Raw genomic sequence first — 20,758 nt, 5'->3', positions numbered from 1 at the left:
GGCCTTGCCTTGACTGGGGGCAAGATCCTCTTTAGACTCTTGTACCCCTAAATTTGGCGGGAATTCGTTCCTGCCATTTTGCTTTTCTTGCAAGACAATAGCGTCGCAAGACAACAGTGGAGCTAGTAGATGGCAACTATCAACCAGCTGGTACGTCAGCCGCGTAAGCGTATCGTCGAGAAATCCGACGTGCCTGCGCTGCAGAACTGCCCGCAACGTCGTGGCGTATGCACCCGTGTGTATACCACCACGCCGAAAAAACCTAACTCGGCACTGCGTAAAGTATGCCGTGTGCGCCTGACTAACGGTTTCGAGGTTTCCTCGTACATCGGCGGTGAAGGCCACAACCTGCAAGAGCACAGCGTGGTACTGATCCGCGGCGGTCGTGTAAAAGACTTGCCAGGTGTTCGTTACCACACCGTACGCGGCTCCTTGGATACTTCCGGCGTTAAAGGTCGTAACCAGGGTCGTTCGAAGTACGGTACCAAGAAGCCTAAGTAGTAGCGGCTTTTTGTAAAACTGAATCATCTTATTTTCTGAGTCGATAAGAGTAAGGTCGGAGGCGCCCCGAAAGGGCACTGATTCCGAACGAACCTGAAGACCGTTTGAGGGCTTATCCATGCCAAGAAGACGCGTAGCAGCCAAGCGCGAAGTGCTTGACGATCCAAAATACGGAAGCCAAATTCTGGCCAAGTTCATGAACCACGTAATGGAAAGCGGCAAGAAAGCCGTTGCCGAACGTATCGTTTATGGCGCGCTGGAAAAGGTTAAAGAACGCAAGAACAGCGACCCCCTGGAAATCTTCGAGAAAGCTCTCGACGCCATCGCTCCGCTGGTCGAAGTGAAGTCGCGCCGTGTAGGCGGTGCTACTTACCAGGTTCCGGTCGAAGTTCGTCCGTCCCGTCGTAACGCTCTGGCAATGCGCTGGTTGGTAGACTTCGCCCGCAAGCGCGGCGAGAAGTCTATGGCTCTGCGTTTGGCCGGCGAGCTGTTGGACGCTGCTGAAGGTAAAGGTGCTGCTGTTAAGAAGCGTGAAGACGTGCACCGTATGGCTGAAGCCAACAAAGCTTTCTCGCACTACCGCTTCTAATCTTAGCTTCACTAATTTTGCGAGGGCTTTATGGCTCGTACTACACCGATTAGCCGTTACCGTAACATCGGTATCGTCGCTCACGTGGATGCTGGTAAAACCACCACCACCGAGCGCGTACTGTTTTACACCGGCAAAAGTCACAAAATGGGCGAGGTGCATGACGGCGCCGCGACCACAGACTGGATGGTTCAGGAGCAGGAGCGTGGTATTACCATTACTTCTGCTGCTATTACCGCCTTCTGGAAAGGTTCCGAGAAGCAGTACAAAGACGAGCATCGCTTCAACGTAATCGATACCCCGGGCCACGTAGACTTCACCATTGAAGTTGAACGTTCCCTGCGCGTACTCGACGGCGCTGTCGTTGTGTTCTGCGGTACCTCGGGTGTTGAGCCGCAATCGGAAACCGTATGGCGTCAAGCCAACAAATACGGCGTTCCACGTCTTGTTTATGTAAACAAGATGGACCGTGCTGGTGCCAACTTCCTGCGCGTGATCGGTCAGATCAAGCAGCGTCTGGGTCATACTCCGGTGCCAATCCAGTTGGCTATCGGTTCCGAAGACAACTTCCAGGGCCAGATCGATCTGCTGACCATGGAAGCTGTTTACTGGAACGATGCTGACAAGGGTATGGTTCCTGTTCGCAAGCCTATCCCTGCTGATATGCAGGAACTGGCTGACGAGTGGCGCAACAACATGGTTGAGGCTGCTGCCGAAGCCAATGAAGAGCTGATGAACAAGTACCTCGAGGGTGAAGAACTCACCAACGTGGAAATCAAGGCCGCTCTGCGTCAGCGTACTATCGCTGGCGAAATCGTCCTGGCTGTTTGTGGTTCCTCGTTCAAGAACAAGGGCGTTCCCCTGGTTCTCGATGCTGTGATCGACTACCTGCCGGCCCCGGTTGATATTCCAGCCATCAAGGGTACTGACCCGGATGACGAGACTATCGAGCTGGAGCGTCATGCAGACGACGCAGAACCGTTCTCTGCTCTGGCATTTAAAATTGCCACTGACCCATTCGTGGGCACCTTGACCTTCGTCCGTGTTTACTCGGGCGTGTTGAACTCCGGCGACGGCGTGATCAACTCGGTTAAAGGCAAGAAAGAGCGCGTGGGTCGTATGGTGCAAATGCACGCAAACGCTCGCGAAGAGATCAAGGAAGTGCGCGCTGGTGACATCGCGGCCCTGATCGGCATGAAGGATGTCACTACTGGTGAAACCTTGTGCAACGCTGACAAGCCAATCATCCTCGTTCGCATGGACTTCCCGGAGCCGGTTATTTCGGTTGCCGTAGAGCCCAAGACCAAGGATGACCAGGAAAAAATGGGTATCGCTCTGGGCAAGCTTGCTCAGGAAGATCCATCTTTCCGCGTAAAGACTGATGAAGAGACTGGTCAAACGATCATCTCCGGCATGGGCGAGCTTCACCTGGACATCCTGGTTGACCGGATGCGCCGTGAGTTCAACGTCGAAGCCAACATCGGTAAGCCTCAGGTTTCCTATCGTGAGCGCATCACGAAGAACTGTGAAATCGAAGGCAAGTTCGTTCGTCAGTCCGGCGGTCGTGGTCAGTTCGGTCACTGCTGGATCCGTTTTGCTCCTGCTGACGAAGGTCAGGAAGGTCTGCAATTCGTGAACGAAGTAGTGGGTGGTGTTGTTCCGAAGGAATACATCCCTGCTATCCAGAAGGGTATCGAAGAGCAGATGAAGAACGGTGTTGTTGCCGGCTATCCGCTGATCGGCCTGAAAGCAACCGTTTTTGACGGTTCTTACCACGACGTCGACTCCAACGAGATGGCGTTTAAGGTGGCTGCTTCCATGGCAACCAAGCAACTGGCCCAGAAGGGTGGTGGTGAGTTGCTTGAGCCAATCATGGCGGTAGAAGTTGTTACACCTGAAGACTATATGGGTGATGTCATGGGCGACCTTAACCGTCGTCGCGGCATGATCTTGGGTATGGAAGACACGGTTTCCGGCAAAGTGATTCGCGCCGAGGTTCCGTTGGGTGAGATGTTCGGTTATGCGACCGACGTTCGCTCCATGTCCCAGGGTCGCGCAAGCTACTCTATGGAATTCAAAAAATACAACACAGCTCCGGCGCACATCGCTGAAACTGTATCCAAAAAACAAGGCTGATTCAGTCCTTTAGGCAAGGAGTTAATTGTCGTGGCTAAAGAAAAATTTGATCGTTCCCTACCGCACGTCAACGTTGGCACTATCGGTCACGTTGACCACGGTAAAACCACTCTGACCGCAGCTCTGACTCGCGTCTGCTCGGAAGTTTTCGGTTCTGCAGTCGTTGATTTCGATAAAATCGACAGCGCTCCAGAAGAAAAAGCTCGTGGTATCACCATCAACACCGCGCACGTAGAGTACAACTCTTCGATCCGTCACTACGCTCACGTTGACTGCCCAGGTCACGCTGACTACGTGAAGAACATGATCACCGGTGCTGCCCAGATGGACGGCGCGATCCTGGTTTGCTCGGCCGCTGATGGTCCGATGCCGCAAACTCGTGAGCACATCCTGCTGTCCCGTCAGGTAGGCGTTCCGTACATCGTGGTTTTCCTGAACAAGGCTGACCTGGTAGACGACGCTGAGCTGCTGGAACTGGTTGAGATGGAAGTGCGCGATCTGCTGAGCACTTACGACTTCCCAGGCGACGACACTCCGATCATCATCGGTTCTGCTCGTATGGCTCTGGAAGGCAAAGACGACAACGAAATGGGTACCACCGCTGTTAAGCGTCTGGTAGAAACTCTGGACAGCTACATCCCAGAACCAGTTCGTCTGACCGACAAGCCATTCCTGATGCCAATCGAAGACGTATTCTCGATCTCCGGTCGCGGTACTGTTGTGACTGGTCGTATCGAGCGCGGTATCGTTCGCGTTCAGGATGCACTGGAAATCGTTGGTCTGCGTGACACCACCAACACCGTCTGCACTGGTGTTGAGATGTTCCGCAAGCTGCTCGACGAAGGTCGTGCTGGCGAGAACTGCGGCGTTCTGCTGCGTGGTACCAAGCGTGACGACGTTGAGCGTGGCCAGGTTCTGGTTAAGCCAGGTTCGGTCAAGCCGCACACCAAGTTCACCGCCGAAGTTTACGTTCTGAGCAAGGAAGAAGGCGGTCGCCACACTCCGTTCTTCAAAGGCTACCGTCCACAGTTTTACTTCCGTACTACTGACGTGACTGGTAACTGCCAGCTGCCAGAAGGCGTTGAAATGGTAATGCCAGGCGATAACATCCAAATGGAAGTTACCCTGATCAAGACCATCGCAATGGAAGACGGTCTGCGCTTCGCGATTCGTGAAGGCGGCCGTACTGTTGGTGCTGGTGTTGTAGCTAAAATCATCGAGTAAGCATCTCTTCTGAGATAGCTTCGGATGTTTGAGAAGGCCCCCGCTCAGCGGGGGCCTTTTTTATTGAGTTGACACCTATCTGGAGCGTCTATAGAATTGCGCCTCCTTTTAACGGGCGTATTGCGCTCGCTGGGAAAAGCAGCCGGAGTCTGAAATCCAATGCAAAATCAGAAAATTCGTATCAGGTTGAAGGCTTTCGACCATCGCCTGATCGACCAATCCACCCAGGAAATCGTGGAAACCGCGAAACGTACTGGGGCTCAGGTGCGTGGTCCTATCCCACTGCCTACTCGTAAAGAGCGGTTCACCGTTCTGGTCTCCCCGCACGTCAACAAAGACGCGCGCGACCAGTACGAGATCCGTACTCATAAGCGCGTACTGGACATCGTCCAGCCAACGGATAAAACCGTTGATGCACTTATGAAGCTAGATCTGGCAGCCGGTGTGGAAGTACAGATCAGCCTCGGCTAAGACTTGGGTCTTAGTCGTGTAACGCTCTGAAATGGGCGGCCATAGCGGGTGAAAGCCCCGTACACTCATGAGGTTTACAACATGACTATTGGTGTAGTCGGTCGTAAATGCGGTATGACCCGTATTTTCACCGAAGAAGGTGTCTCCATTCCGGTCACGGTCATTGAGATCGAGCCGAATCGCGTCACCCAGTTCAAAACTGAAGAAACCGATGGCTATCGTGCAGTGCAAGTCACTGTCGGCGAGCGTCGTGCTTCGCGTGTGACTGCTGCTCAAGCAGGTCACTTCGCTAAAGCAAACGTTGCAGCTGGTCGTACTGTCATGGAGTTCCGTCTTGAAGACGGCGACTACCAGGCTGGCGATCTGATCAACGCTGAAATCTTCGCCGCTGGTCAACTGGTTGATGTAACCGGTCAGTCCAAGGGTAAAGGCTTCCAGGGTACGATCAAGCGTTGGAATTTCCGTGGTCAAGACAACACTCACGGTAACTCCGTTTCCCACCGCGTCCCGGGCTCTATTGGCCAGTGCCAGACTCCTGGTCGTGTATTCAAGGGCAAAAAAATGTCCGGTCATATGGGCGCTGAGCGCGTGACCGTGCAGTCCCTCGAAGTAGTGCGCGTCGACGCTGAACGCAATCTGTTGTTGGTCAAGGGTGCTGTTCCTGGCGCTACTGGCGGCAACCTGGTTGTACGTCCAGCGGCCAAGGCTCGCGGTTAAGGGGAAGCTGACATGCAATTAAATGTAAATGACGCTCAAGCGATCGAAGTTTCCGAACTGACATTTGGCGGCGAATTCAACGAGACGCTCGTTCACCAAGCAGTCGTGGCCTACATGGCCGGCGGCCGTCAAGGTAGCAAGCAGCAAAAGACCCGTTCCGACGTACGTGGTGGCGGTAAGCGCCCTTGGCGTCAGAAAGGCACTGGCCGTGCTCGTGCCGGTACTATCCGTAGCCCAATCTGGCGTGGCGGCGGTACCACTTTCGCAGCGCGCCCACAGGATCACTCTCAGAAGCTCAACAAGAAGATGTACCGCGCAGCTCTGCGCTCCATCCTTGCTGAACTCGTGCGTACTGATCGTCTGGTCGTGGTTCAGGACTTCGCTGTTGAAAGTCCAAAAACCAAAGATCTGCTGGGCAAACTGAACAACATGAGCCTGACCGACGTTTTGATCGTGTCTGAAGCTGTTGATCAGAACCTGTACCTGGCTGCTCGCAACCTGCCACACGTTGATGTACGTGACGTGCAAGGTTCCGATCCAGTTAGTCTGATCGCATACGACAAGGTGTTGATCACCGTGTCGGCCGTGAAGAAATTCGAGGAGCTGCTGGGATGAACCAGGAACGCGTATTTAAAGTTCTGCTTGGCCCGCACGTTTCCGAAAAGGCTACGGTTCTGGCTGACAAGAAAGGCCAGTTCGTTTTCAAGGTTGCAACTGACGCAACCAAGCTGGAAATCAAGAAGGCCGTCGAAAGCCTGTTCAGCGTGAAAGTAGAGCGTGTTACTACCCTGAATGTTCTGGGTAAGAGCAAGCGCACTGCTCGCGGTCTGGGCAAGCGTAATGACTGGAAGAAGGCAGTTATCTCCCTTCAGCCAGGCCAAGATCTCGATTTCAGCAGCAGTGCTGAGTAAGGAAGGGGTGCATCATGGCAATCGTTAAATGCAAACCGACTTCCCCTGGCCGCCGTTTTGTGGTCAAGGTGGTCAACCAGGAGCTGCATAAAGGCGCTCCTCACGCACCGCTGCTCGAGAAAAAATCGAAGTCTGGTGGTCGTAACAACAATGGTCGTATTACCACTCGTCACATCGGTGGTGGCCATAAGCAGCATTATCGTATGGTCGATTTCCGTCGCAATGACAAAGATGGCATCTCTGCCACTGTCGAGCGCATTGAATACGATCCAAACCGTACTGCTCACATCGCTCTGCTGCTGTACGCAGATGGCGAGCGTCGCTACATCATCGCGCCCAAAGGCGTGAGTGCTGGCGACCAGCTGATCGCAGGTGCTTTGGCGCCGATCAAGCCGGGCAACGCTCTGCAACTGCGTAACATTCCAGTTGGTAGCACCGTACACGGCATCGAATTGAAGCCAGGTAAAGGCGCGCAAATCGCTCGTTCCGCTGGTGCTTCGGCTCAGCTGATCGCTCGTGAAGGTGTCTACGTGACCCTGCGTCTGCGTTCTGGTGAGATGCGTAAAGTATTGGCTGAATGCCGTGCGACCCTGGGTGAAGTCTCGAACTCCGAGCACAGCCTGCGTTCGTTGGGTAAAGCCGGTGCCAAACGCTGGCGTGGCGTTCGCCCAACCGTTCGTGGTGTTGCCATGAACCCGGTTGACCACCCACACGGTGGTGGTGAAGGTCGTACCTCTGGTGGTCGTCATCCGGTATCGCCATGGGGCTTCCCGACTAAGGGCGCGAAGACTCGTGGTAATAAGCGTACCGACAAAATGATCGTCCGTCGTCGCAAGTAAATAGAGGGATACGACAGTGCCACGTTCTCTGAAAAAAGGTCCTTTTATTGATCTTCACCTACTGAAGAAGATCGAAGTGGCGGCGGAAAAGAATGATCGCAAGCCGGTGAAAACCTGGTCGCGTCGTTCGATGATCCTGCCACAAATGGTCGGTCTGACCATCGCTGTACACAACGGTCGCTTGCACGTCCCAGTTCTCGTGAACGAAGACATGGTCGGCCACAAACTAGGCGAGTTTGCCGGTACCCGCACTTATCGTGGGCACGTGGCAGACAAGAAAGCCAAGCGTTAAGGGGTTAGGAAATGGAAGTAGCCGCTAAGTTGTCGGGCGCTCGAATCTCTGCCCAGAAAGCCCGCTTGGTCGCCGACCAGATCCGCGGGAAGAAGGTGGGCGAAGCGCTCAACCTGTTGGCTTTCAGCAGTAAGAAAGCCGCCGAGATCATGAAGAAAGTGCTGGAGTCGGCCGTAGCCAACGCCGAGCATAACGAAGGCGCAGACGTTGATGACCTGAAGGTCAGCACCGTTTTCGTCAACGAAGGGCGTTCGCTGAAGCGCATCATGCCACGTGCCAAAGGCCGTGCTGATCGCATCGTCAAGCGGTCTTGCCATATCACTGTCAAGGTTGCTGACAAGTAACGGAGTCGAAGAGATGGGTCAGAAAGTACATCCCATTGGCATTCGCCTGGGAATCGTCAAGGAACACACCTCCGTCTGGTATGCAGACGGCCGGACTTATGCGGACTATTTGTTCGCTGATCTGAAGGTGCGTGAGTATCTCCAAGACAAACTAAAAAGCGCGTCCGTAAGCCGTATCGATATCCATCGCCCGGCGCAAACCGCACGTATCACCATCCACACCGCTCGTCCAGGTATCGTTATCGGGAAGAAAGGTGAAGATGTTGAGAAACTGCGTCAGGACCTGACCAAGCAAATGGGTGTGCCTGTGCACATCAATATCGAAGAGATCCGCAAGCCGGAGCTCGACGGTATGCTGGTTGCGCAGAGCGTAGCTCAGCAGCTGGAGCGTCGCGTAATGTTCCGTCGCGCTATGAAGCGCGCTGTACAGAACGCCATGCGCATTGGTGCCAAAGGCATCAAAATCCAAGTGAGCGGTCGTCTCGGCGGTGCTGAAATCGCACGTACTGAATGGTATCGCGAAGGTCGTGTGCCATTGCACACCCTGCGTGCCGACATCGACTATGCCAACTACGAAGCTCACACCACTTACGGTGTGATCGGTGTAAAGGTTTGGATCTTCAAAGGCGAAGTAATTGGTGGTCGCCAAGAAGAACTGAAACCACAAGCACCAGCGCCTCGTAAAAAAGCTGCTAAGTAAGGGGTACGCCAAATGTTGCAACCAAAGCGTACGAAGTTCCGCAAGCAGATGACAGGCCACAACCGTGGTCTGGCTCAGCGCGGTAGCAAAGTCAGCTTCGGCGAGTTCGCGCTGAAGTCTGTAGCTCGTGGTCGTCTCACCGCTCGTCAGATCGAGTCAGCGCGTCGTGCTCTGACCCGTCACGTTAAGCGTGGCGGCAAGATCTGGATCCGTGTATTCCCGGACAAGCCGATCTCCAAAAAACCTCTCGAGGTTCGGATGGGTAAAGGTAAGGGTAACGTGGAATACTGGGTAGCCCAGATTCAGCCAGGCAAAGTCCTGTATGAAATCGAGGGTGTAACTGAAGAGCTGGCGCGTGAGGCTTTTGCCCTGGCTGCTGCAAAGCTGCCGCTCGCCACCGCCTTTGTTAAACGGACGGTGATGTGATGAAAGCGAATGAACTTCGTGAAAAATCCGCACAGCAGCTGAACGAGCAACTGCTCGGCCTGCTGCGCGACCAGTTCAATCTGCGTATGCAGAAAGCAACTGGCCAGTTGGGGCAGTCTCATCTGCTCTCGCAAGTTAAGCGTGACATCGCTCGCGTGAAGACTGTGCTCAACCAGCAGGCAGGTAAGTGATCATGGCTGAAGCCGAAAAGACTGTCCGTACGCTGACTGGCCGTGTTGTCAGCGACAAGATGGACAAAACCATCACCGTTTTGATCGAGCGTCGCGTTAAGCACCCGATCTACGGTAAATATGTTAAGCGTTCGACTAAGCTGCACGCGCACGACGAAACCAATCAGTGCCACATCGGCGACAAAGTCACTATTCGTGAAACTCGTCCGCTGGCCAAGACCAAGTCTTGGGCGCTGGTTGATGTTCTCGAACGCGCTGTGGAAGTCTAAGGACTAGGGGTCGGAGAAATTATATGATTCAGACTCAATCCATGCTCGATGTGGCCGATAACAGCGGCGCTCGCCGCGTTATGTGCATCAAGGTGCTGGGTGGCTCCCATCGTCGTTACGCTGGTATCGGTGACATCATCAAAGTTACCGTCAAGGAAGCAATTCCTCGCGGTAAAGTGAAAAAAGGCCAAGTGATGACTGCTGTTGTAGTCCGCACTCGTCACGGCGTACGTCGTGCTGATGGCTCCATTATCCGCTTTGATGGCAACGCTGCTGTTCTTCTGAACAACAAGCAAGAGCCGATCGGCACCCGTATCTTTGGGCCAGTGACCCGTGAACTTCGTACTGAGAAGTTCATGAAGATCGTCTCGCTCGCCCCAGAAGTGCTGTAAGGAGATCCGACATGCAAAAGATTCGTCGTGACGACGAGATCATCGTGATCGCCGGCAAAGACAAAGGTAAGCGCGGTAAGGTGCTCAAGGTTCTCGCTAATAACCGTCTGGTTATCGGTGGTCTGAACCTGGTCAAGCGTCATACCAAGCCAAACCCGATGTCGGGCGTGCAAGGCGGTATCGTCGAAAAAGAAGCTCCACTGGACGCTTCTAACGTCGCCATTTTCAACGGCGAAACCAACAAGGCTGATCGCGTTGGTTTCAAAGTAGAAGACGGCAAGAAAATTCGTGTCTTCAAGTCGACCCAAAAAGCGGTTGATGCTTGAACACTGCTAGGTAGAAGACCATGGCACGACTAAAAGAGATTTACTGGAAAGAAATCGCACCGAAACTTAAGGAAGAACTTAAGCTTTCGAACGTGATGGAAGTTCCACGCGTTACCAAAATCACCCTGAACATGGGTCTGGGCGAAGCGGTCGGTGACAAAAAAGTCATCGAGCACGCTGTTGCTGACCTGGAAAAGATCACCGGTCAAAAGGTCGTTGTGACTTACGCTCGGAAATCCATCGCTGGCTTTAAAGTCCGTGAAGGTTGGCCGATCGGTGTCAAAGTGACTCTGCGCCGTGAGCGTATGTATGAATTCCTGGATCGTCTGCTGTCGATCTCCCTGCCTCGGGTTCGCGACTTCCGCGGCCTGAATGCCAAGTCCTTCGATGGTCGTGGTAACTACAGCATGGGCGTGAAAGAGCAGATCATCTTCCCGGAAATCGACTACGACAAGATCGATGCTCTCCGCGGTCTGGACATCACCCTGACCACCACTGCCAAGAACGATGATGAAGGTCGCGCCCTGTTGCGTGCTTTCAAATTCCCGTTCCGCAACTGATTGGAGTAGGACCATGGCCAAGATGAGCATGAAAAACCGCGAGCTGAAGCGTCAGCTCACGGTTGCCAAGTACGCCAAGAAGCGTGCAGCACTGAAAGCAATCATCGTTGATCTGAACGCAAGTCCAGAAGCACGTTGGGAAGCGACAGTTGCTCTGCAGAAGCAGCCACGTGACGCAAGCGCTTCGCGCATGCGTAACCGCTGCCGCCTGACTGGTCGTCCACACGGCGTTTACCGCAAGTTCGGCCTCGGCCGTAACAAACTGCGTGAAGCGGCAATGCGTGGTGACGTACCAGGTCTGGTTAAAGCCAGCTGGTAAGTACGTTCAGCGTCCGGGCGGCCTTTATCGCAAGATACTGACCGCCGGTGACCTTGAATCTGGAACAAGCCCCTTTTGGGGCTTGTTTCATTTCCGGAGTGTGTCTAAAATACGCGGCTCGCCTGAGCCCGTGTTTTTTATGGCCGGAGATTCTCGGCGACATATGTAGCCGCAAGGCTAATTTTTTTGTATTAGGAGCGTCTAGCCCATGAGTATGCAGGACCCGTTAGCGGACATGCTAACTCGTATCCGTAATGCCCAGATGGCTGAAAAGTCCGTCGTAAGCATGCCGTCTTCCAAGTTGAAGGTAGCTGTTGCCAAAGTCCTGAAAGACGAAGGCTACATTGCGGGTTATCAGATCAGCAGCGAAATCAAGCCACTGCTGTCCATCGAGCTGAAGTACTTCGAAGGCCGTTCGGTCATCGAAGAAGTGAAGCGCGTTAGCCGTCCAGGCCTGCGTCAGTACAAGTCCGCTGAAGATCTGCCGAAAGTTCGTGGCGGTCTGGGCGTGTCTATCGTCTCCACCAACAAAGGTGTGATGACGGATCGTGCTGCGCGCGCTGCCGGTGTCGGCGGCGAAGTTCTTTGCACTGTGTTCTAAGGGGGGATAAGCATGTCTCGCGTCGCTAAGAACCCCGTTAAGCTGCCAGCCGGTGTCGAAGTCAAATTCGCAGGCCAACAGCTTTCGGTGAAGGGTGCCAAGGGCACTCTTGAACTGAATATCCATTCGTCCGTTGAGATCGTTGAAGAAGCTGGTGAGCTGCGTTTCGCCGCTCGCAATGGCGATCAACAAACTCGCGCAATGGCCGGTACCACGCGTGCGTTGGTAAATAACATGGTCCAAGGCGTAAGCCAAGGCTTCGAGCGTAAGCTCCAGCTGGTCGGTGTTGGTTACAAAGCGCAAGCAAAAGGCACGGTTTTGAACCTGGCCCTTGGCTTCTCGCACCCAGTGGATTACGAACTGCCGGAAGGCATCACCGCTGAGACCCCTAGCCAAACCGATATCCTGATCAAGGGCATCGATAAGCAGCTGGTAGGTCAGGTGGCCGCTGAGATCCGCGACTTCCGTCCACCAGAGCCGTACAAAGGCAAAGGTGTGCGCTACGCGGACGAAGTCGTCCGTCGTAAAGAAGCCAAGAAGAAGTAGGGCATAGCAAATGACCGACAAAAAAGTTACTCGACTGCGTCGCGCTCGCAAAGCACGCCTGAAAATGCACGAACTCGAAGTCGTGCGTCTCTGCGTGTATCGCTCGTCGCAGCACATCTACGCCCAGGTCATCTCGGCCGACGGCAACCAGGTCCTGGCAAGCGCCTCGACTTTGGATAAAGAACTGCGTGATGGTGCCACCGGCAACATCGACGCGGCCACAAAGGTTGGCCAGCTGGTCGCTACGCGTGCTAAGGCCGCTGGCGTCTCGCAAGTGGCTTTCGACCGCTCTGGCTTCAAGTACCACGGCCGCGTTAAAGCGCTGGCTGATGCTGCTCGTGAAGCTGGGCTGGAGTTCTAAGTTATGTCAAATAACGACCAAAAGCGCGACGAAGGCTACATTGAGAAGCTGGTTCAAGTTAACCGCGTAGCCAAAACCGTTAAAGGCGGCCGTATCTTCACTTTCACCGCGTTGACCGTGGTGGGTGATGGTAAAGGGCGTGTTGGCTTCGGCCGTGGCAAGTCACGTGAAGTGCCTGCTGCGATCCAGAAGGCAATGGAAGCTGCTCGTCGCAACATGATCCAAGTTGATCTGAACGGCACCACGCTGCAGTACGCAATGAAGTCCGCCCATGGCGCTTCAAAGGTGTACATGCAGCCTGCCTCTGAAGGTACCGGTATCATCGCTGGCGGCGCTATGCGTGCTGTCCTCGAAGTTGCTGGCGTTCAGAACGTTCTGGCCAAGTGCTACGGCTCGACTAACCCTGTAAACGTGGTTCACGCCACTTTCAAGGGTCTGAAAGCCATGCAATCTCCTGAGTCCATTGCCGCCAAGCGTGGCTTGACTGTCAAGGAGATCTTCTGATCATGGCTACCGTTAAAGTAACGCTGATCAAAAGCATGACCGGCCGCATTCCTAACCACAAACTGTGTGTTAAAGGTTTGGGTCTGCGTCGCATCGGTCACACTGTAGAAGTCCAGGATACTCCCGAGAATCGCGGGATGATCAACAAGGCTTACTACATGCTGCGTGTAGAGGGTTAATCGATGAAACTCAATGATCTGAGTCCAGCGCCGGGTTCCCGTCGCGAAAAGCATCGTCCGGGCCGTGGTATCGGTAGCGGTTTGGGTAAGACTGGTGGCCGTGGCCACAAAGGTCAAACCTCCCGCTCCGGTGGCACCATTGCTCCAGGCTTTGAAGGCGGTCAACAGCCGCTGCATCGTCGCCTGCCCAAGTTCGGTTTCGTTTCTCTGAAAGCCATGGATCGCGCAGAAGTGCGTTTGTCCGAGCTGGCTAAAGTGGAAGGCGACATCGTTACTGTGCAGACCCTGAAAGATGCCAACGTGATCAACGTCAACGTCCAGCGTGTGAAAATCATGCTGTCCGGTGAAGTGACTCGCGCTGTCACTATCGGCAAGGGAATCGGCGCCACCAAAGGTGCGCGTTCGGCTATCGAAGCAGCTGGCGGCAAGTTCGAGGAATAAATGGCTAAGCAAGGTGCTCTCTCAGCGCTCGGCAAAGGCGGTATGTCTGAACTTTGGGCTCGTCTGCGTTTTCTGTTCCTGGCGATTATCGTCTACCGAATAGGCGCACACATCCCGGTTCCAGGTATCAACCCGGACCGACTCGCAGACCTGTTTCGACAGAATGAGGGGACCATTCTTAGCTTGTTCAACATGTTTTCCGGCGGCGCGCTGGAGCGGATGAGCATCTTTGCACTGGGGATCATGCCGTATATTTCGGCATCGATCATCATGCAGCTGATGACCGCCGTGAGCCCGCAGCTGGAGCAGTTGAAGAAGGAAGGTGAAGCTGGTCGTCGCAAGATTAGCCAGTACACCCGCTACGGCACTGTCGTCCTCGCCCTCGTTCAAGCTATCGGCATGTCCGTTGGCCTGGCGGGGCAGGGCGTTGCGTTCACTGGTGACTTTGGCTTCCATTTCGTCGCGGTATCCACATTTGTGGCTGGTGCGATGTTCATGATGTGGCTGGGTGAGCAGATTACTGAGCGTGGTGTTGGTAACGGTATCTCGATGTTGATTTTCGCAGGTATCGTTGCCGGTCTTCCGAGAGCAATCGGGCAGTCTTTCGAGTCTGCACGTCAGGGTGATATCAATATCTTCGCCCTGGTTGCCATCGGTTTGCTGGCAGTAGCGATTATCGGTTTTGTGGTGTTCATTGAGCGTGGCCAGCGTCGTATCGCTGTTCACTACGCCAAGCGTCAGCAGGGCCGTAAGGTCTTTGCTGCGCAGACCAGCCACTTGCCGCTGAAAGTGAATATGGCCGGTGTTATTCCGGCAATCTTCGCGAGCAGCATTTTGCTGTTTCCGGCTTCGTTGGGTACCTGGTTTGGTCAGTCTGAAAATATGGGCTGGCTGCAGGACCTCTCTCAGTCGATCGCTCCTGGTCAGCCGTTGAATATTCTGCTGTTTAGTGCAGGGATTATTTTCTTCTGCTTCTTCTATACGGCGTTGATGTTCAATCCGAAAGACGTAGCGGAAAACCTGAAGAAGTCCGGTGCCTTTATTCCGGGCATCCGTCCAGGTGAGCAGTCTGCACGCTACATTGATGGCGTTTTGACTCGCTTGACCCTGTTCGGTGCTCTATATATGACGGCCGTGTGCCTGTTGCCCCAGTTCCTGGTGGTTGCAGCAAACGTTCCGTTCTACCTTGGCGGGACCTCGTTGCTGATCGTGGTCGTGGTTGTGATGGACTTCATGTCCCAAGTACAATCGCACCTCGTTTCGCACCAGTACGAATCCCTGATGAAGAAAGCCAACCTGAAGGGCTACGGCAGCGGCATGTTGCGCTGAGTACCCCATAAGGTTCGAGGAGTTGGTGATGAAAGTTCGTGCATCGGTGAAAAAGCTGTGCCGTAACTGCAAGATTATTCGCCGCGAAGGTGTTGTTCGAGTAATTTGCAGCGCGGAACCGCGTCACAAACAGCGCCAAGGCTGAGTGTGATCCGCTTGAAGCCCGGCAGCTAGTGCGCTGCCGGGTTGATTATTTGTTATTACAGCGATATTATCTCGCGCCCTATTTCTTGGCTTCCGGGGCGTAGGTAGCTGTCAATTGGAGTCCCACTGAATGGCCCGTATTGCAGGCGTTAACATTCCAGATAACAAGCACACTGTTATCTCGCTGACCTACATCTATGGTGTTGGTCGCACTACTGCGCAGAAAATTTGCGCAGATACTGGGGTAAACCCAGCCGCAAAGATCAAGGATCTGAGCGACGAGCAGATTGAGCTGTTGCGTGGCGAAGTGGCGAAGTTCACCACTGAAGGTGACCTGCGTCGCGAAATCAACATGAAAATCAAGCGTTTGATGGACCTCGGTTGCTACCGTGGTCTGCGTCATCGTCGTGGTCTTCCAGTGCGCGGTCAGCGTACCAAGACTAACGCGCGTACCCGTAAAGGTCCGCGTAAGCCGATCCGCAAGTAATCGCCCACGCGAATCGACAGGAAAATTATCATGGCAAAACCTGCTGCTCGTCCTCGTAAAAAAGTTAAAAAGACAGTGGTTGATGGCATCGCCCACATCCATGCATCTTTTAACAATACCATCGTGACCATCACCGACCGTCAAGGTAACGCGCTTTCTTGGGCTACCTCCGGTGGTTCGGGTTTCCGCGGTTCCCGCAAGTCCACTCCGTTTGCTGCTCAAGTAGCTGCTGAACGTGCTGGTCAAGCTGCGCTGGAATACGGCCTGAAAAACCTCGACGTTAACGTCAAAGGTCCAGGTCCAGGTCGTGAGTCTGCTGTCCGTGCTTTGAACGGCTGTGGCTATAAGATCGCCAGCATCACCGACGTGACGCCAATCCCGCACAACGGGTGCCGTCCGCCGAAGAAGCGCCGCGTGTAATCCAGGAGATTGTAAAGAATGGCTCGTTACATTGGTCCAAAATGCAAACTCGCTCGTCGTGAAGGCACCGATCTCTTTCTGAAGAGCGGCGTGCGCGCGATCGAATCGAAGTGCAACATTGAAGCAGCACCTGGTATCCACGGCCAACGCCGCGGTCGCCAGTCCGATTACGGCACCCAACTGCGTGAAAAGCAGAAGGTCCGTCGTATCTACGGCGTTCTCGAGCGTCAGTTCAGCGGCTACTACAAAGAAGCTGCTGGCAAGAAAGGTGCAACCGGTGAAAACCTGCTGCAACTGCTCGAATGCCGTCTGGACAACGTTGTATACCGTATGGGCTTTGGTTCGACTCGTGCCGAATCCCGTCAGCTGGTATCGCACAAATCCGTCAGCGTAAACGGCCAAACCGTTAACGTACCGTCTTACCAGGTTCGTGCTGGTGACGTTGTCGCGATTCGCGAGAAAGCAAAAAACCAACTTCGCATTGTCCAAGCTCTCGATCTGTGTGCCCAACGTGGCCGCGTAGAATGGGTAGAAGTAGACACTGAGAAGAAGTCGGGCGTTTTCAAGAACGTTCCTGCTCGCAGTGATCTGTCCGCCGACATCAACGAAAGCCTGATTGTCGAGCTCTACTCCAAGTAAGGGCTAGAAAATAGGTGCATCCATGCAGATTTCGGTAAATGAGTTCCTGACACCCCGCCACATTGATGTGCAGGTTGTCAGTCCAACCCGCGCCAAGATCACTCTCGAGCCTCTCGAGCGTGGTTTTGGCCACACCCTGGGCAACGCGCTGCGCCGCATCCTGTTGTCCTCAATGCCCGGCTGTGCAGTAGTCGAGGCCGAGATTGACGGTGTGCTCCACGAGTACAGCGCCATCGAAGGTGTACAGGAAGACGTAATTGAAATCCTGTTGAACCTTAAAGGTCTGGCTATCAAGCTGCACGGCCGTGACGAAGTTACGCTGACCTTGTCGAAGAAGGGTTCGGGGGTGGTTACCGCTGCCGATATTCAGCTGGATCATGATGTCGAGATCGTTAACCCCGATCACGTAATCGCTAACCTGGCGTCTAACGGCGCCCTGAACATGAAGCTCACTGTAGCTCGTGGTCGTGGTTATGAACCGGCCGACTCGCGTCAGAGCGATGAAGACGAAAGCCGCAGCATTGGTCGCTTGCAGCTTGACTCTTCGTTCAGCCCGGTTCGCCGTATCGCATACGTGGTGGAAAACGCCCGTGTCGAGCAGCGTACTAACCTGGACAAGCTGGTTATTGATCTGGAAACCAACGGTACTCTGGATCCTGAAGAGGCTATCCGCCGCGCTGCAACCATTCTGCAACAGCAGTTGGCTGCGTTCGTCGACCTCAAAGGTGACAGCGAACCAGTGGTAATCGAGCAGGAAGACGAGATCGATCCGATCCTGCTTCGCCCGGTTGACGATCTGGAACTGACTGTACGTTCGGCTAACTGCCTTAAGGCGGAAAACATTTACTACATCGGCGACCTGATTCAGCGTACCGAAGTAGAACTGTTGAAGACTCCGAACCTGGGCAAGAAATCCTTGACTGAAATCAAGGACGTTCTGGCCTCCCGCGGTCTGTCCCTCGGCATGCGCCTCGACAACTGGCCGCCTGCAAGTCTTAAGAAGGACGACAAGGCGACTGCCTGATCGTCGTAATCACCGAACGTGAGTTTGGTAAGGAATGAACCATGCGTCATCGTAAAAGTGGTCGTCACCTGAGCCGTACCAGCTCGCACCGCAAGGCCATGTTTCAAAACATGGCGGTGTCGCTGTTCGAGCACGAGCTGATCAAAACTACACTGCCGAAAGCTAAAGAACTGCGTCGCGTTGCTGAGCCGCTGATCACTTTGGCCAAGACAGACAGCCTGGCTAACCGCCGCTTGGCTTTCGACCGTACTCGTTCGAAAGCTATCGTTGGTAAGCTCTTCAACGACCTGGGCAAGCGTTACGCTACCCGTGAGGGTGGCTACCTGCGCATCCTCAAGTGCGGCTTCCGCGCTGGCGACAACGCGCCTATGGCGTACGTCGAGTTGGTTGATCGTGCTACTGCCGGCGAAGCTGTAAGCGCCGAGTAAGACGACAAGCTGTATCAAAAAACCGGGCCTAGTGCCCGGTTTTTTGTGGGCATAAATAATCTGTCTAAGCTGCTCATGCTGCCTCGCTTACAAGCAATATTCATTTGTCCTGTGTTAGTTAGTTATTCTCTATCGAAGCCCATAATTTAATAAATTTGATGGTGTCATCTCGATGGCCGATACTCGCTCCAAGCCGATTAGCCGGCAGTTCCATGACTGACCTGAGGAAGACTGAGCATGAGCCAGAACAAAATCCTTACTACCGCCAGCGGCGCGCCTGTCGCAGATAACCAGAATTCCCGCTCGGCAGGCCCACGTGGCCCGTTGCTGCTCGACGATTTTCACCTGATCGAGAAGCTCGCTCACTTCAACCGCGAGAATATCCCCGAGCGTCGTGTCCATGCCAAGGGTTCGGGTGCATACGGCACGTTTACCGTCACCCGCGACATCACTCAATACACCAGCGCCAAGCTGTTCGAATCTGTCGGTAAGCAAACACCTACGTTCCTGCGATTCTCTACCGTAGGCGGCGAGCGTGGTTCGGCGGATACCGAGCGCGATCCGCGCGGTTTTGCGTTGAAGTTCTACACTGAGGAAGGCAACTGGGACATTGTTGGCAACAACACCCCCGTGTTTTTCATCCGCGATCCTCTGAAATTCCCGGATTTCATCCACACTCAAAAACGTCTGCCGCAGAGCAACCTGAAAAGCGCGCAGATGATGTGGGATTTTTGGTCGCACTCCCCCGAGGCGCTGCATCAGGTCACCATCCTGTTTTCTGACCGTGGCATCCCGGACGGCTACCGTCACATGCACGGCTTCGGCAGCCACACCTACAGCCTGATCAACGCCCGGGGCGAGCGTCACTGGGTCAAGTGGCATTACAAAACCAAACAGGGCATCAAGAACCTGGCGCCAGCTGAAGCTGCTCGTTTGGCGGGCACCGACCCTGACTACGCTCAGCGCGATCTGTTTGGCGCGATTGAGCGCGGTGATTTCCCCAAATGGCGCGTTTGCATCCAGATCATGACAGAGGCCCAGGCCAATGCTCACTACGAGAACCCGTTCGACGTGACCAAAACCTGGTCGCAACAGGAATTCCCGCTGATTGAAGTTGGCGAGCTGGAACTCAACCGCAACCCCCAGAACTACTTCGCTGAAGTGGAACAGGCCGCCTTTGGTCCAAGCAACATGGTGCCAGGTGTGGGCCTCTCGCCGGACCGTATGCTGCAAGGTCGCGTCTTCGCGTATGCAGATGCTCACCGCTACCGTGTCGGTACCAATCACCAGCAGTTGCCGGTTAATGCTCCACGTAACCAGGTAAACAGCTACCAGCGTGATGGCTCCATGGCTTTTGGCAGCAACGGCGGTGCGACACCGAACTACGAGCCCAACAGCTACGCTGATGCGCCCAAGCAAGCGCCGAACTACGCTGAGCCCGCTTTGGCCCTGAACGGGACGGCTGATCGCCATGATCACCGCGAAGACACCGATTACTACAGCCACGCCGGTGCATTGTTCCGCCTGATGGACGATGCCCAAAAAGCACTGCTTATCAGCAATATCGCCGGTGCAATGACCGGGGTTTCCAGTGATGTGGTTCAGCGCCAGTTGCAGCATTTCTACAAGGCAGATCCTGCTTATGGAGAAGCAATCGCAACCGCGCTGGGTGTATCGCTTAACTGACTCTAAACGATAAGCAGAACCGCCCTCATTTGGGCGGTTTTTGCGTTATTTCAGCCACTTTTCTCAGGAAATCTTCACTTTTCTGCCGTTGGTCCCGTGACCAAAAGGTCAGCATGGTTCAAACTACAGACTTTCAAGCAGGGAGATGTAGGGCGATGCAAGGTCACCCCGACGTAATCGATTACCTCAACACGTTGCTGACGGGCGAACTGGCAGCTCGTGACCAATATTTCATCCACTCGCGCATGTACGAAGACTGGGGCTTTACCGAGCTCTACGAGCGTATCAATCACGAAATGGAAGAAGAGGCACAGCACGCTGATGCGCTGATGCGCCGCATCCTGATGCTTGAAGGCACGCCACGCATGCGTCCCGACGACCTGGATGTGGGCACCACGGTGCCTGACATGCTCGCCGCCGACTTGCGCCTTGAATACAAGGTGCGTGCCGCGCTCTGCAAGGGCATCGAACTGTGCGAGCAGCACAGCGACTACGTCACCCGGGAAATCCTGCGTGTGCAGTTGAATGACACCGAAGAAGATCACACCTACTGGCTCGAAAAGCAGTTGGGCCTGATCAAACTGATTGGTCTGGAAAACTACCTGCAATCGCAATTCTGATGTTCAGCCAATAAAAAGGTTCTTCACGGATTACCGGGAAAGACGTTCTTGATCTTCATGAAAAAGAATTCGCTATCCCGGTAACCGTACGCCATCCGCTTGATGACCTTTATTCGATTGTTTATTCCTTCCAACTGACCCG

35 protein-coding genes are annotated in these 20,758 nt (G+C 54.3%); 34 read left to right on the top strand and 1 reads right to left on the bottom strand.

All coding sequences use genetic code 11. The features are described 5' to 3' along the window. Positions 1 to 129: 129 nt before the first annotated feature. From rpsL to bfr, 34 genes are all read left to right on the top strand, one after another. Complete coding sequence (rpsL, locus tag TU75_RS25525) at positions 130 to 501, top strand: 30S ribosomal protein S12 (protein ID WP_002555494.1); 372 nt, start codon at positions 130 to 132, stop codon at positions 499 to 501. Between the two features lie 118 nt (positions 502 to 619). After that, positions 620 to 1,090 carry a 30S ribosomal protein S7 gene (rpsG, locus tag TU75_RS25520; RefSeq protein ID WP_002555493.1) on the top strand — a complete coding sequence of 157 codons (471 nt, stop codon included), beginning with the start codon at positions 620 to 622 and terminating at the stop codon, positions 1,088 to 1,090. A 30-nt stretch (positions 1,091 to 1,120) separates the two neighbouring features. Then, complete coding sequence (gene fusA, locus TU75_RS25515) at positions 1,121 to 3,226, top strand: elongation factor G (protein WP_003232412.1); 2,106 nt, start codon at positions 1,121 to 1,123, stop codon at positions 3,224 to 3,226. Positions 3,227 to 3,256: 30 nt separating this feature from the next. Beyond that, positions 3,257 to 4,450, top strand: a complete 1,194-nt coding sequence (tuf, locus tag TU75_RS25510; protein ID WP_003232413.1) for an elongation factor Tu — start codon at positions 3,257 to 3,259, stop codon at positions 4,448 to 4,450. 159 nt (positions 4,451 to 4,609) lie between these two features. Continuing rightward, entirely contained in the window at positions 4,610 to 4,921 is a 312-nt protein-coding gene (gene rpsJ / locus TU75_RS25505) for a 30S ribosomal protein S10 (protein ID WP_003232414.1), read from the top strand. A gap of 81 nt (positions 4,922 to 5,002) precedes the next feature. After that, the gene (gene rplC / locus TU75_RS25500; RefSeq protein WP_003194649.1) at positions 5,003 to 5,638 is read left to right on the top strand and encodes a 50S ribosomal protein L3; all 636 of its coding nucleotides are present in this window, start codon (positions 5,003 to 5,005) and stop codon (positions 5,636 to 5,638) included. A 12-nt stretch (positions 5,639 to 5,650) separates the two neighbouring features. Continuing rightward, positions 5,651 to 6,253, top strand: coding sequence for a 50S ribosomal protein L4 (gene rplD, locus TU75_RS25495; protein ID WP_003176424.1), 603 nt, complete (start codon positions 5,651 to 5,653; stop codon positions 6,251 to 6,253). Next, the gene (rplW, locus tag TU75_RS25490; protein ID WP_002555488.1) at positions 6,250 to 6,549 is read left to right on the top strand and encodes a 50S ribosomal protein L23; all 300 of its coding nucleotides are present in this window, start codon (positions 6,250 to 6,252) and stop codon (positions 6,547 to 6,549) included. Before rplD ends, rplW begins: the two co-directional genes overlap by 4 nt. 14 nt (positions 6,550 to 6,563) lie before the next feature. After that, a complete protein-coding gene (gene rplB / locus TU75_RS25485; RefSeq protein WP_003232417.1) occupies positions 6,564 to 7,388 on the top strand; it encodes a 50S ribosomal protein L2 in 825 nt (274 codons plus the stop codon). A gap of 16 nt (positions 7,389 to 7,404) precedes the next feature. Next, positions 7,405 to 7,680, top strand: coding sequence for a 30S ribosomal protein S19 (rpsS, locus tag TU75_RS25480; protein WP_003232420.1), 276 nt, complete (start codon positions 7,405 to 7,407; stop codon positions 7,678 to 7,680). 11 nt (positions 7,681 to 7,691) lie between these two features. Continuing rightward, positions 7,692 to 8,024: a 50S ribosomal protein L22 gene (gene rplV, locus TU75_RS25475; protein WP_003103908.1), complete on the top strand. Its 333-nt coding sequence runs from the start codon at positions 7,692 to 7,694 to the stop codon at positions 8,022 to 8,024. Between the two features lie 13 nt (positions 8,025 to 8,037). Continuing rightward, positions 8,038 to 8,724 (top strand): 30S ribosomal protein S3, encoded by a 687-nt coding sequence (rpsC, locus tag TU75_RS25470; protein WP_003176422.1) that lies wholly within the window; start codon positions 8,038 to 8,040, stop codon positions 8,722 to 8,724. A 12-nt stretch (positions 8,725 to 8,736) separates the two neighbouring features. Then, complete coding sequence (gene rplP / locus TU75_RS25465) at positions 8,737 to 9,150, top strand: 50S ribosomal protein L16 (protein ID WP_003232424.1); 414 nt, start codon at positions 8,737 to 8,739, stop codon at positions 9,148 to 9,150. Next, on the top strand, positions 9,150 to 9,341 hold the full coding sequence (gene rpmC / locus TU75_RS25460; protein WP_002555481.1) for a 50S ribosomal protein L29: 192 nt from the start codon (positions 9,150 to 9,152) through the stop codon (positions 9,339 to 9,341). The genes rplP and rpmC overlap by 1 nt, the downstream gene beginning before the upstream one ends. Positions 9,342 to 9,343: 2 nt before the next feature. Continuing rightward, a complete protein-coding gene (gene rpsQ, locus TU75_RS25455; RefSeq protein ID WP_003176419.1) occupies positions 9,344 to 9,610 on the top strand; it encodes a 30S ribosomal protein S17 in 267 nt (88 codons plus the stop codon). 23 nt (positions 9,611 to 9,633) lie between these two features. Continuing rightward, positions 9,634 to 10,002 carry a 50S ribosomal protein L14 gene (gene rplN / locus TU75_RS25450; RefSeq protein ID WP_002555479.1) on the top strand — a complete coding sequence of 123 codons (369 nt, stop codon included), beginning with the start codon at positions 9,634 to 9,636 and terminating at the stop codon, positions 10,000 to 10,002. Positions 10,003 to 10,013: 11 nt separating this feature from the next. Next, complete coding sequence (gene rplX / locus TU75_RS25445; protein WP_003176416.1) at positions 10,014 to 10,328, top strand: 50S ribosomal protein L24; 315 nt, start codon at positions 10,014 to 10,016, stop codon at positions 10,326 to 10,328. Between the two features lie 20 nt (positions 10,329 to 10,348). Beyond that, positions 10,349 to 10,888 (top strand): 50S ribosomal protein L5, encoded by a 540-nt coding sequence (gene rplE, locus TU75_RS25440; protein WP_003176415.1) that lies wholly within the window; start codon positions 10,349 to 10,351, stop codon positions 10,886 to 10,888. Between the two features lie 13 nt (positions 10,889 to 10,901). Further along, on the top strand, positions 10,902 to 11,207 hold the full coding sequence (rpsN, locus tag TU75_RS25435; RefSeq protein ID WP_003176414.1) for a 30S ribosomal protein S14: 306 nt from the start codon (positions 10,902 to 10,904) through the stop codon (positions 11,205 to 11,207). Positions 11,208 to 11,415: 208 nt separating this feature from the next. Further along, entirely contained in the window at positions 11,416 to 11,808 is a 393-nt protein-coding gene (gene rpsH, locus TU75_RS25430) for a 30S ribosomal protein S8 (protein ID WP_003176413.1), read from the top strand. A 12-nt stretch (positions 11,809 to 11,820) separates the two neighbouring features. Beyond that, a complete protein-coding gene (rplF, locus tag TU75_RS25425; RefSeq protein ID WP_003176412.1) occupies positions 11,821 to 12,354 on the top strand; it encodes a 50S ribosomal protein L6 in 534 nt (177 codons plus the stop codon). Between the two features lie 10 nt (positions 12,355 to 12,364). Then, positions 12,365 to 12,715, top strand: coding sequence for a 50S ribosomal protein L18 (gene rplR / locus TU75_RS25420; RefSeq protein WP_003176410.1), 351 nt, complete (start codon positions 12,365 to 12,367; stop codon positions 12,713 to 12,715). 3 nt (positions 12,716 to 12,718) lie between these two features. Next, the gene (gene rpsE, locus TU75_RS25415) at positions 12,719 to 13,219 is read left to right on the top strand and encodes a 30S ribosomal protein S5 (RefSeq protein WP_003176409.1); all 501 of its coding nucleotides are present in this window, start codon (positions 12,719 to 12,721) and stop codon (positions 13,217 to 13,219) included. A 2-nt stretch (positions 13,220 to 13,221) separates the two neighbouring features. Beyond that, on the top strand, positions 13,222 to 13,398 hold the full coding sequence (gene rpmD / locus TU75_RS25410; protein ID WP_003176408.1) for a 50S ribosomal protein L30: 177 nt from the start codon (positions 13,222 to 13,224) through the stop codon (positions 13,396 to 13,398). A 3-nt stretch (positions 13,399 to 13,401) separates the two neighbouring features. Next, positions 13,402 to 13,839: a 50S ribosomal protein L15 gene (rplO, locus tag TU75_RS25405; protein WP_003176407.1), complete on the top strand. Its 438-nt coding sequence runs from the start codon at positions 13,402 to 13,404 to the stop codon at positions 13,837 to 13,839. After that, entirely contained in the window at positions 13,840 to 15,168 is a 1,329-nt protein-coding gene (secY, locus tag TU75_RS25400) for a preprotein translocase subunit SecY (protein ID WP_003194637.1), read from the top strand. Positions 15,169 to 15,196: 28 nt separating this feature from the next. Beyond that, on the top strand, positions 15,197 to 15,313 hold the full coding sequence (gene rpmJ, locus TU75_RS27180; RefSeq protein WP_002555468.1) for a 50S ribosomal protein L36: 117 nt from the start codon (positions 15,197 to 15,199) through the stop codon (positions 15,311 to 15,313). A gap of 129 nt (positions 15,314 to 15,442) precedes the next feature. Next, positions 15,443 to 15,799, top strand: a complete 357-nt coding sequence (gene rpsM, locus TU75_RS25395) for a 30S ribosomal protein S13 (protein ID WP_003210063.1) — start codon at positions 15,443 to 15,445, stop codon at positions 15,797 to 15,799. A gap of 30 nt (positions 15,800 to 15,829) precedes the next feature. Beyond that, positions 15,830 to 16,219 (top strand): 30S ribosomal protein S11, encoded by a 390-nt coding sequence (gene rpsK, locus TU75_RS25390; RefSeq protein ID WP_002555466.1) that lies wholly within the window; start codon positions 15,830 to 15,832, stop codon positions 16,217 to 16,219. A gap of 18 nt (positions 16,220 to 16,237) precedes the next feature. Continuing rightward, complete coding sequence (rpsD, locus tag TU75_RS25385) at positions 16,238 to 16,858, top strand: 30S ribosomal protein S4 (protein ID WP_003210056.1); 621 nt, start codon at positions 16,238 to 16,240, stop codon at positions 16,856 to 16,858. A gap of 22 nt (positions 16,859 to 16,880) precedes the next feature. Beyond that, positions 16,881 to 17,882 carry a DNA-directed RNA polymerase subunit alpha gene (locus TU75_RS25380; protein ID WP_003176403.1) on the top strand — a complete coding sequence of 334 codons (1,002 nt, stop codon included), beginning with the start codon at positions 16,881 to 16,883 and terminating at the stop codon, positions 17,880 to 17,882. A 41-nt stretch (positions 17,883 to 17,923) separates the two neighbouring features. Then, positions 17,924 to 18,310, top strand: a complete 387-nt coding sequence (gene rplQ, locus TU75_RS25375; protein ID WP_003176402.1) for a 50S ribosomal protein L17 — start codon at positions 17,924 to 17,926, stop codon at positions 18,308 to 18,310. 237 nt (positions 18,311 to 18,547) lie between these two features. Next, the gene (locus TU75_RS25370; protein ID WP_060550494.1) at positions 18,548 to 19,996 is read left to right on the top strand and encodes a catalase; all 1,449 of its coding nucleotides are present in this window, start codon (positions 18,548 to 18,550) and stop codon (positions 19,994 to 19,996) included. Positions 19,997 to 20,151: 155 nt separating this feature from the next. Then, entirely contained in the window at positions 20,152 to 20,616 is a 465-nt protein-coding gene (gene bfr, locus TU75_RS25365; RefSeq protein WP_003232437.1) for a bacterioferritin, read from the top strand. Between the two features lie 23 nt (positions 20,617 to 20,639). Here bfr and TU75_RS25360 read toward each other — a convergent pair. Continuing rightward, a partial coding sequence (locus TU75_RS25360; RefSeq protein WP_156422791.1) for a transposase occupies positions 20,640 to 20,758 on the bottom strand: 119 nt, incomplete at its 5' end.

It is taken from the genome of Pseudomonas poae, from assembly GCF_001439785.1.
Classification (GTDB): Bacteria; Pseudomonadota; Gammaproteobacteria; order Pseudomonadales; family Pseudomonadaceae; genus Aquipseudomonas; species Aquipseudomonas poae.
Note: the sequence above shows the minus strand (reverse complement) of the source record. Positions and strands in the feature narration are given on the sequence as shown.

Coding starts and splice junctions, on each gene's coding strand:
- rpsL (WP_002555494.1), top strand. CDS start 130: ATGGCAACTATCAACCAGCTGGTACGTCAGCCGCGTAAGCGTATCGTC.
- rpsG (WP_002555493.1), top strand. CDS start 620: ATGCCAAGAAGACGCGTAGCAGCCAAGCGCGAAGTGCTTGACGATCCA.
- fusA (WP_003232412.1), top strand. CDS start 1,121: ATGGCTCGTACTACACCGATTAGCCGTTACCGTAACATCGGTATCGTC.
- rpsJ (WP_003232414.1), top strand. CDS start 4,610: ATGCAAAATCAGAAAATTCGTATCAGGTTGAAGGCTTTCGACCATCGC.
- rplC (WP_003194649.1), top strand. CDS start 5,003: ATGACTATTGGTGTAGTCGGTCGTAAATGCGGTATGACCCGTATTTTC.
- rplD (WP_003176424.1), top strand. CDS start 5,651: ATGCAATTAAATGTAAATGACGCTCAAGCGATCGAAGTTTCCGAACTG.
- rplW (WP_002555488.1), top strand. CDS start 6,250: ATGAACCAGGAACGCGTATTTAAAGTTCTGCTTGGCCCGCACGTTTCC.
- rplB (WP_003232417.1), top strand. CDS start 6,564: ATGGCAATCGTTAAATGCAAACCGACTTCCCCTGGCCGCCGTTTTGTG.
- rplV (WP_003103908.1), top strand. CDS start 7,692: ATGGAAGTAGCCGCTAAGTTGTCGGGCGCTCGAATCTCTGCCCAGAAA.
- rpsC (WP_003176422.1), top strand. CDS start 8,038: ATGGGTCAGAAAGTACATCCCATTGGCATTCGCCTGGGAATCGTCAAG.
- rplP (WP_003232424.1), top strand. CDS start 8,737: ATGTTGCAACCAAAGCGTACGAAGTTCCGCAAGCAGATGACAGGCCAC.
- rpmC (WP_002555481.1), top strand. CDS start 9,150: ATGAAAGCGAATGAACTTCGTGAAAAATCCGCACAGCAGCTGAACGAG.
- rpsQ (WP_003176419.1), top strand. CDS start 9,344: ATGGCTGAAGCCGAAAAGACTGTCCGTACGCTGACTGGCCGTGTTGTC.
- rplN (WP_002555479.1), top strand. CDS start 9,634: ATGATTCAGACTCAATCCATGCTCGATGTGGCCGATAACAGCGGCGCT.
- rplX (WP_003176416.1), top strand. CDS start 10,014: ATGCAAAAGATTCGTCGTGACGACGAGATCATCGTGATCGCCGGCAAA.
- rplE (WP_003176415.1), top strand. CDS start 10,349: ATGGCACGACTAAAAGAGATTTACTGGAAAGAAATCGCACCGAAACTT.
- rpsN (WP_003176414.1), top strand. CDS start 10,902: ATGGCCAAGATGAGCATGAAAAACCGCGAGCTGAAGCGTCAGCTCACG.
- rpsH (WP_003176413.1), top strand. CDS start 11,416: ATGAGTATGCAGGACCCGTTAGCGGACATGCTAACTCGTATCCGTAAT.
- rplF (WP_003176412.1), top strand. CDS start 11,821: ATGTCTCGCGTCGCTAAGAACCCCGTTAAGCTGCCAGCCGGTGTCGAA.
- rplR (WP_003176410.1), top strand. CDS start 12,365: ATGACCGACAAAAAAGTTACTCGACTGCGTCGCGCTCGCAAAGCACGC.
- rpsE (WP_003176409.1), top strand. CDS start 12,719: ATGTCAAATAACGACCAAAAGCGCGACGAAGGCTACATTGAGAAGCTG.
- rpmD (WP_003176408.1), top strand. CDS start 13,222: ATGGCTACCGTTAAAGTAACGCTGATCAAAAGCATGACCGGCCGCATT.
- rplO (WP_003176407.1), top strand. CDS start 13,402: ATGAAACTCAATGATCTGAGTCCAGCGCCGGGTTCCCGTCGCGAAAAG.
- secY (WP_003194637.1), top strand. CDS start 13,840: ATGGCTAAGCAAGGTGCTCTCTCAGCGCTCGGCAAAGGCGGTATGTCT.
- rpmJ (WP_002555468.1), top strand. CDS start 15,197: ATGAAAGTTCGTGCATCGGTGAAAAAGCTGTGCCGTAACTGCAAGATT.
- rpsM (WP_003210063.1), top strand. CDS start 15,443: ATGGCCCGTATTGCAGGCGTTAACATTCCAGATAACAAGCACACTGTT.
- rpsK (WP_002555466.1), top strand. CDS start 15,830: ATGGCAAAACCTGCTGCTCGTCCTCGTAAAAAAGTTAAAAAGACAGTG.
- rpsD (WP_003210056.1), top strand. CDS start 16,238: ATGGCTCGTTACATTGGTCCAAAATGCAAACTCGCTCGTCGTGAAGGC.
- TU75_RS25380 (WP_003176403.1), top strand. CDS start 16,881: ATGCAGATTTCGGTAAATGAGTTCCTGACACCCCGCCACATTGATGTG.
- rplQ (WP_003176402.1), top strand. CDS start 17,924: ATGCGTCATCGTAAAAGTGGTCGTCACCTGAGCCGTACCAGCTCGCAC.
- TU75_RS25370 (WP_060550494.1), top strand. CDS start 18,548: ATGAGCCAGAACAAAATCCTTACTACCGCCAGCGGCGCGCCTGTCGCA.
- bfr (WP_003232437.1), top strand. CDS start 20,152: ATGCAAGGTCACCCCGACGTAATCGATTACCTCAACACGTTGCTGACG.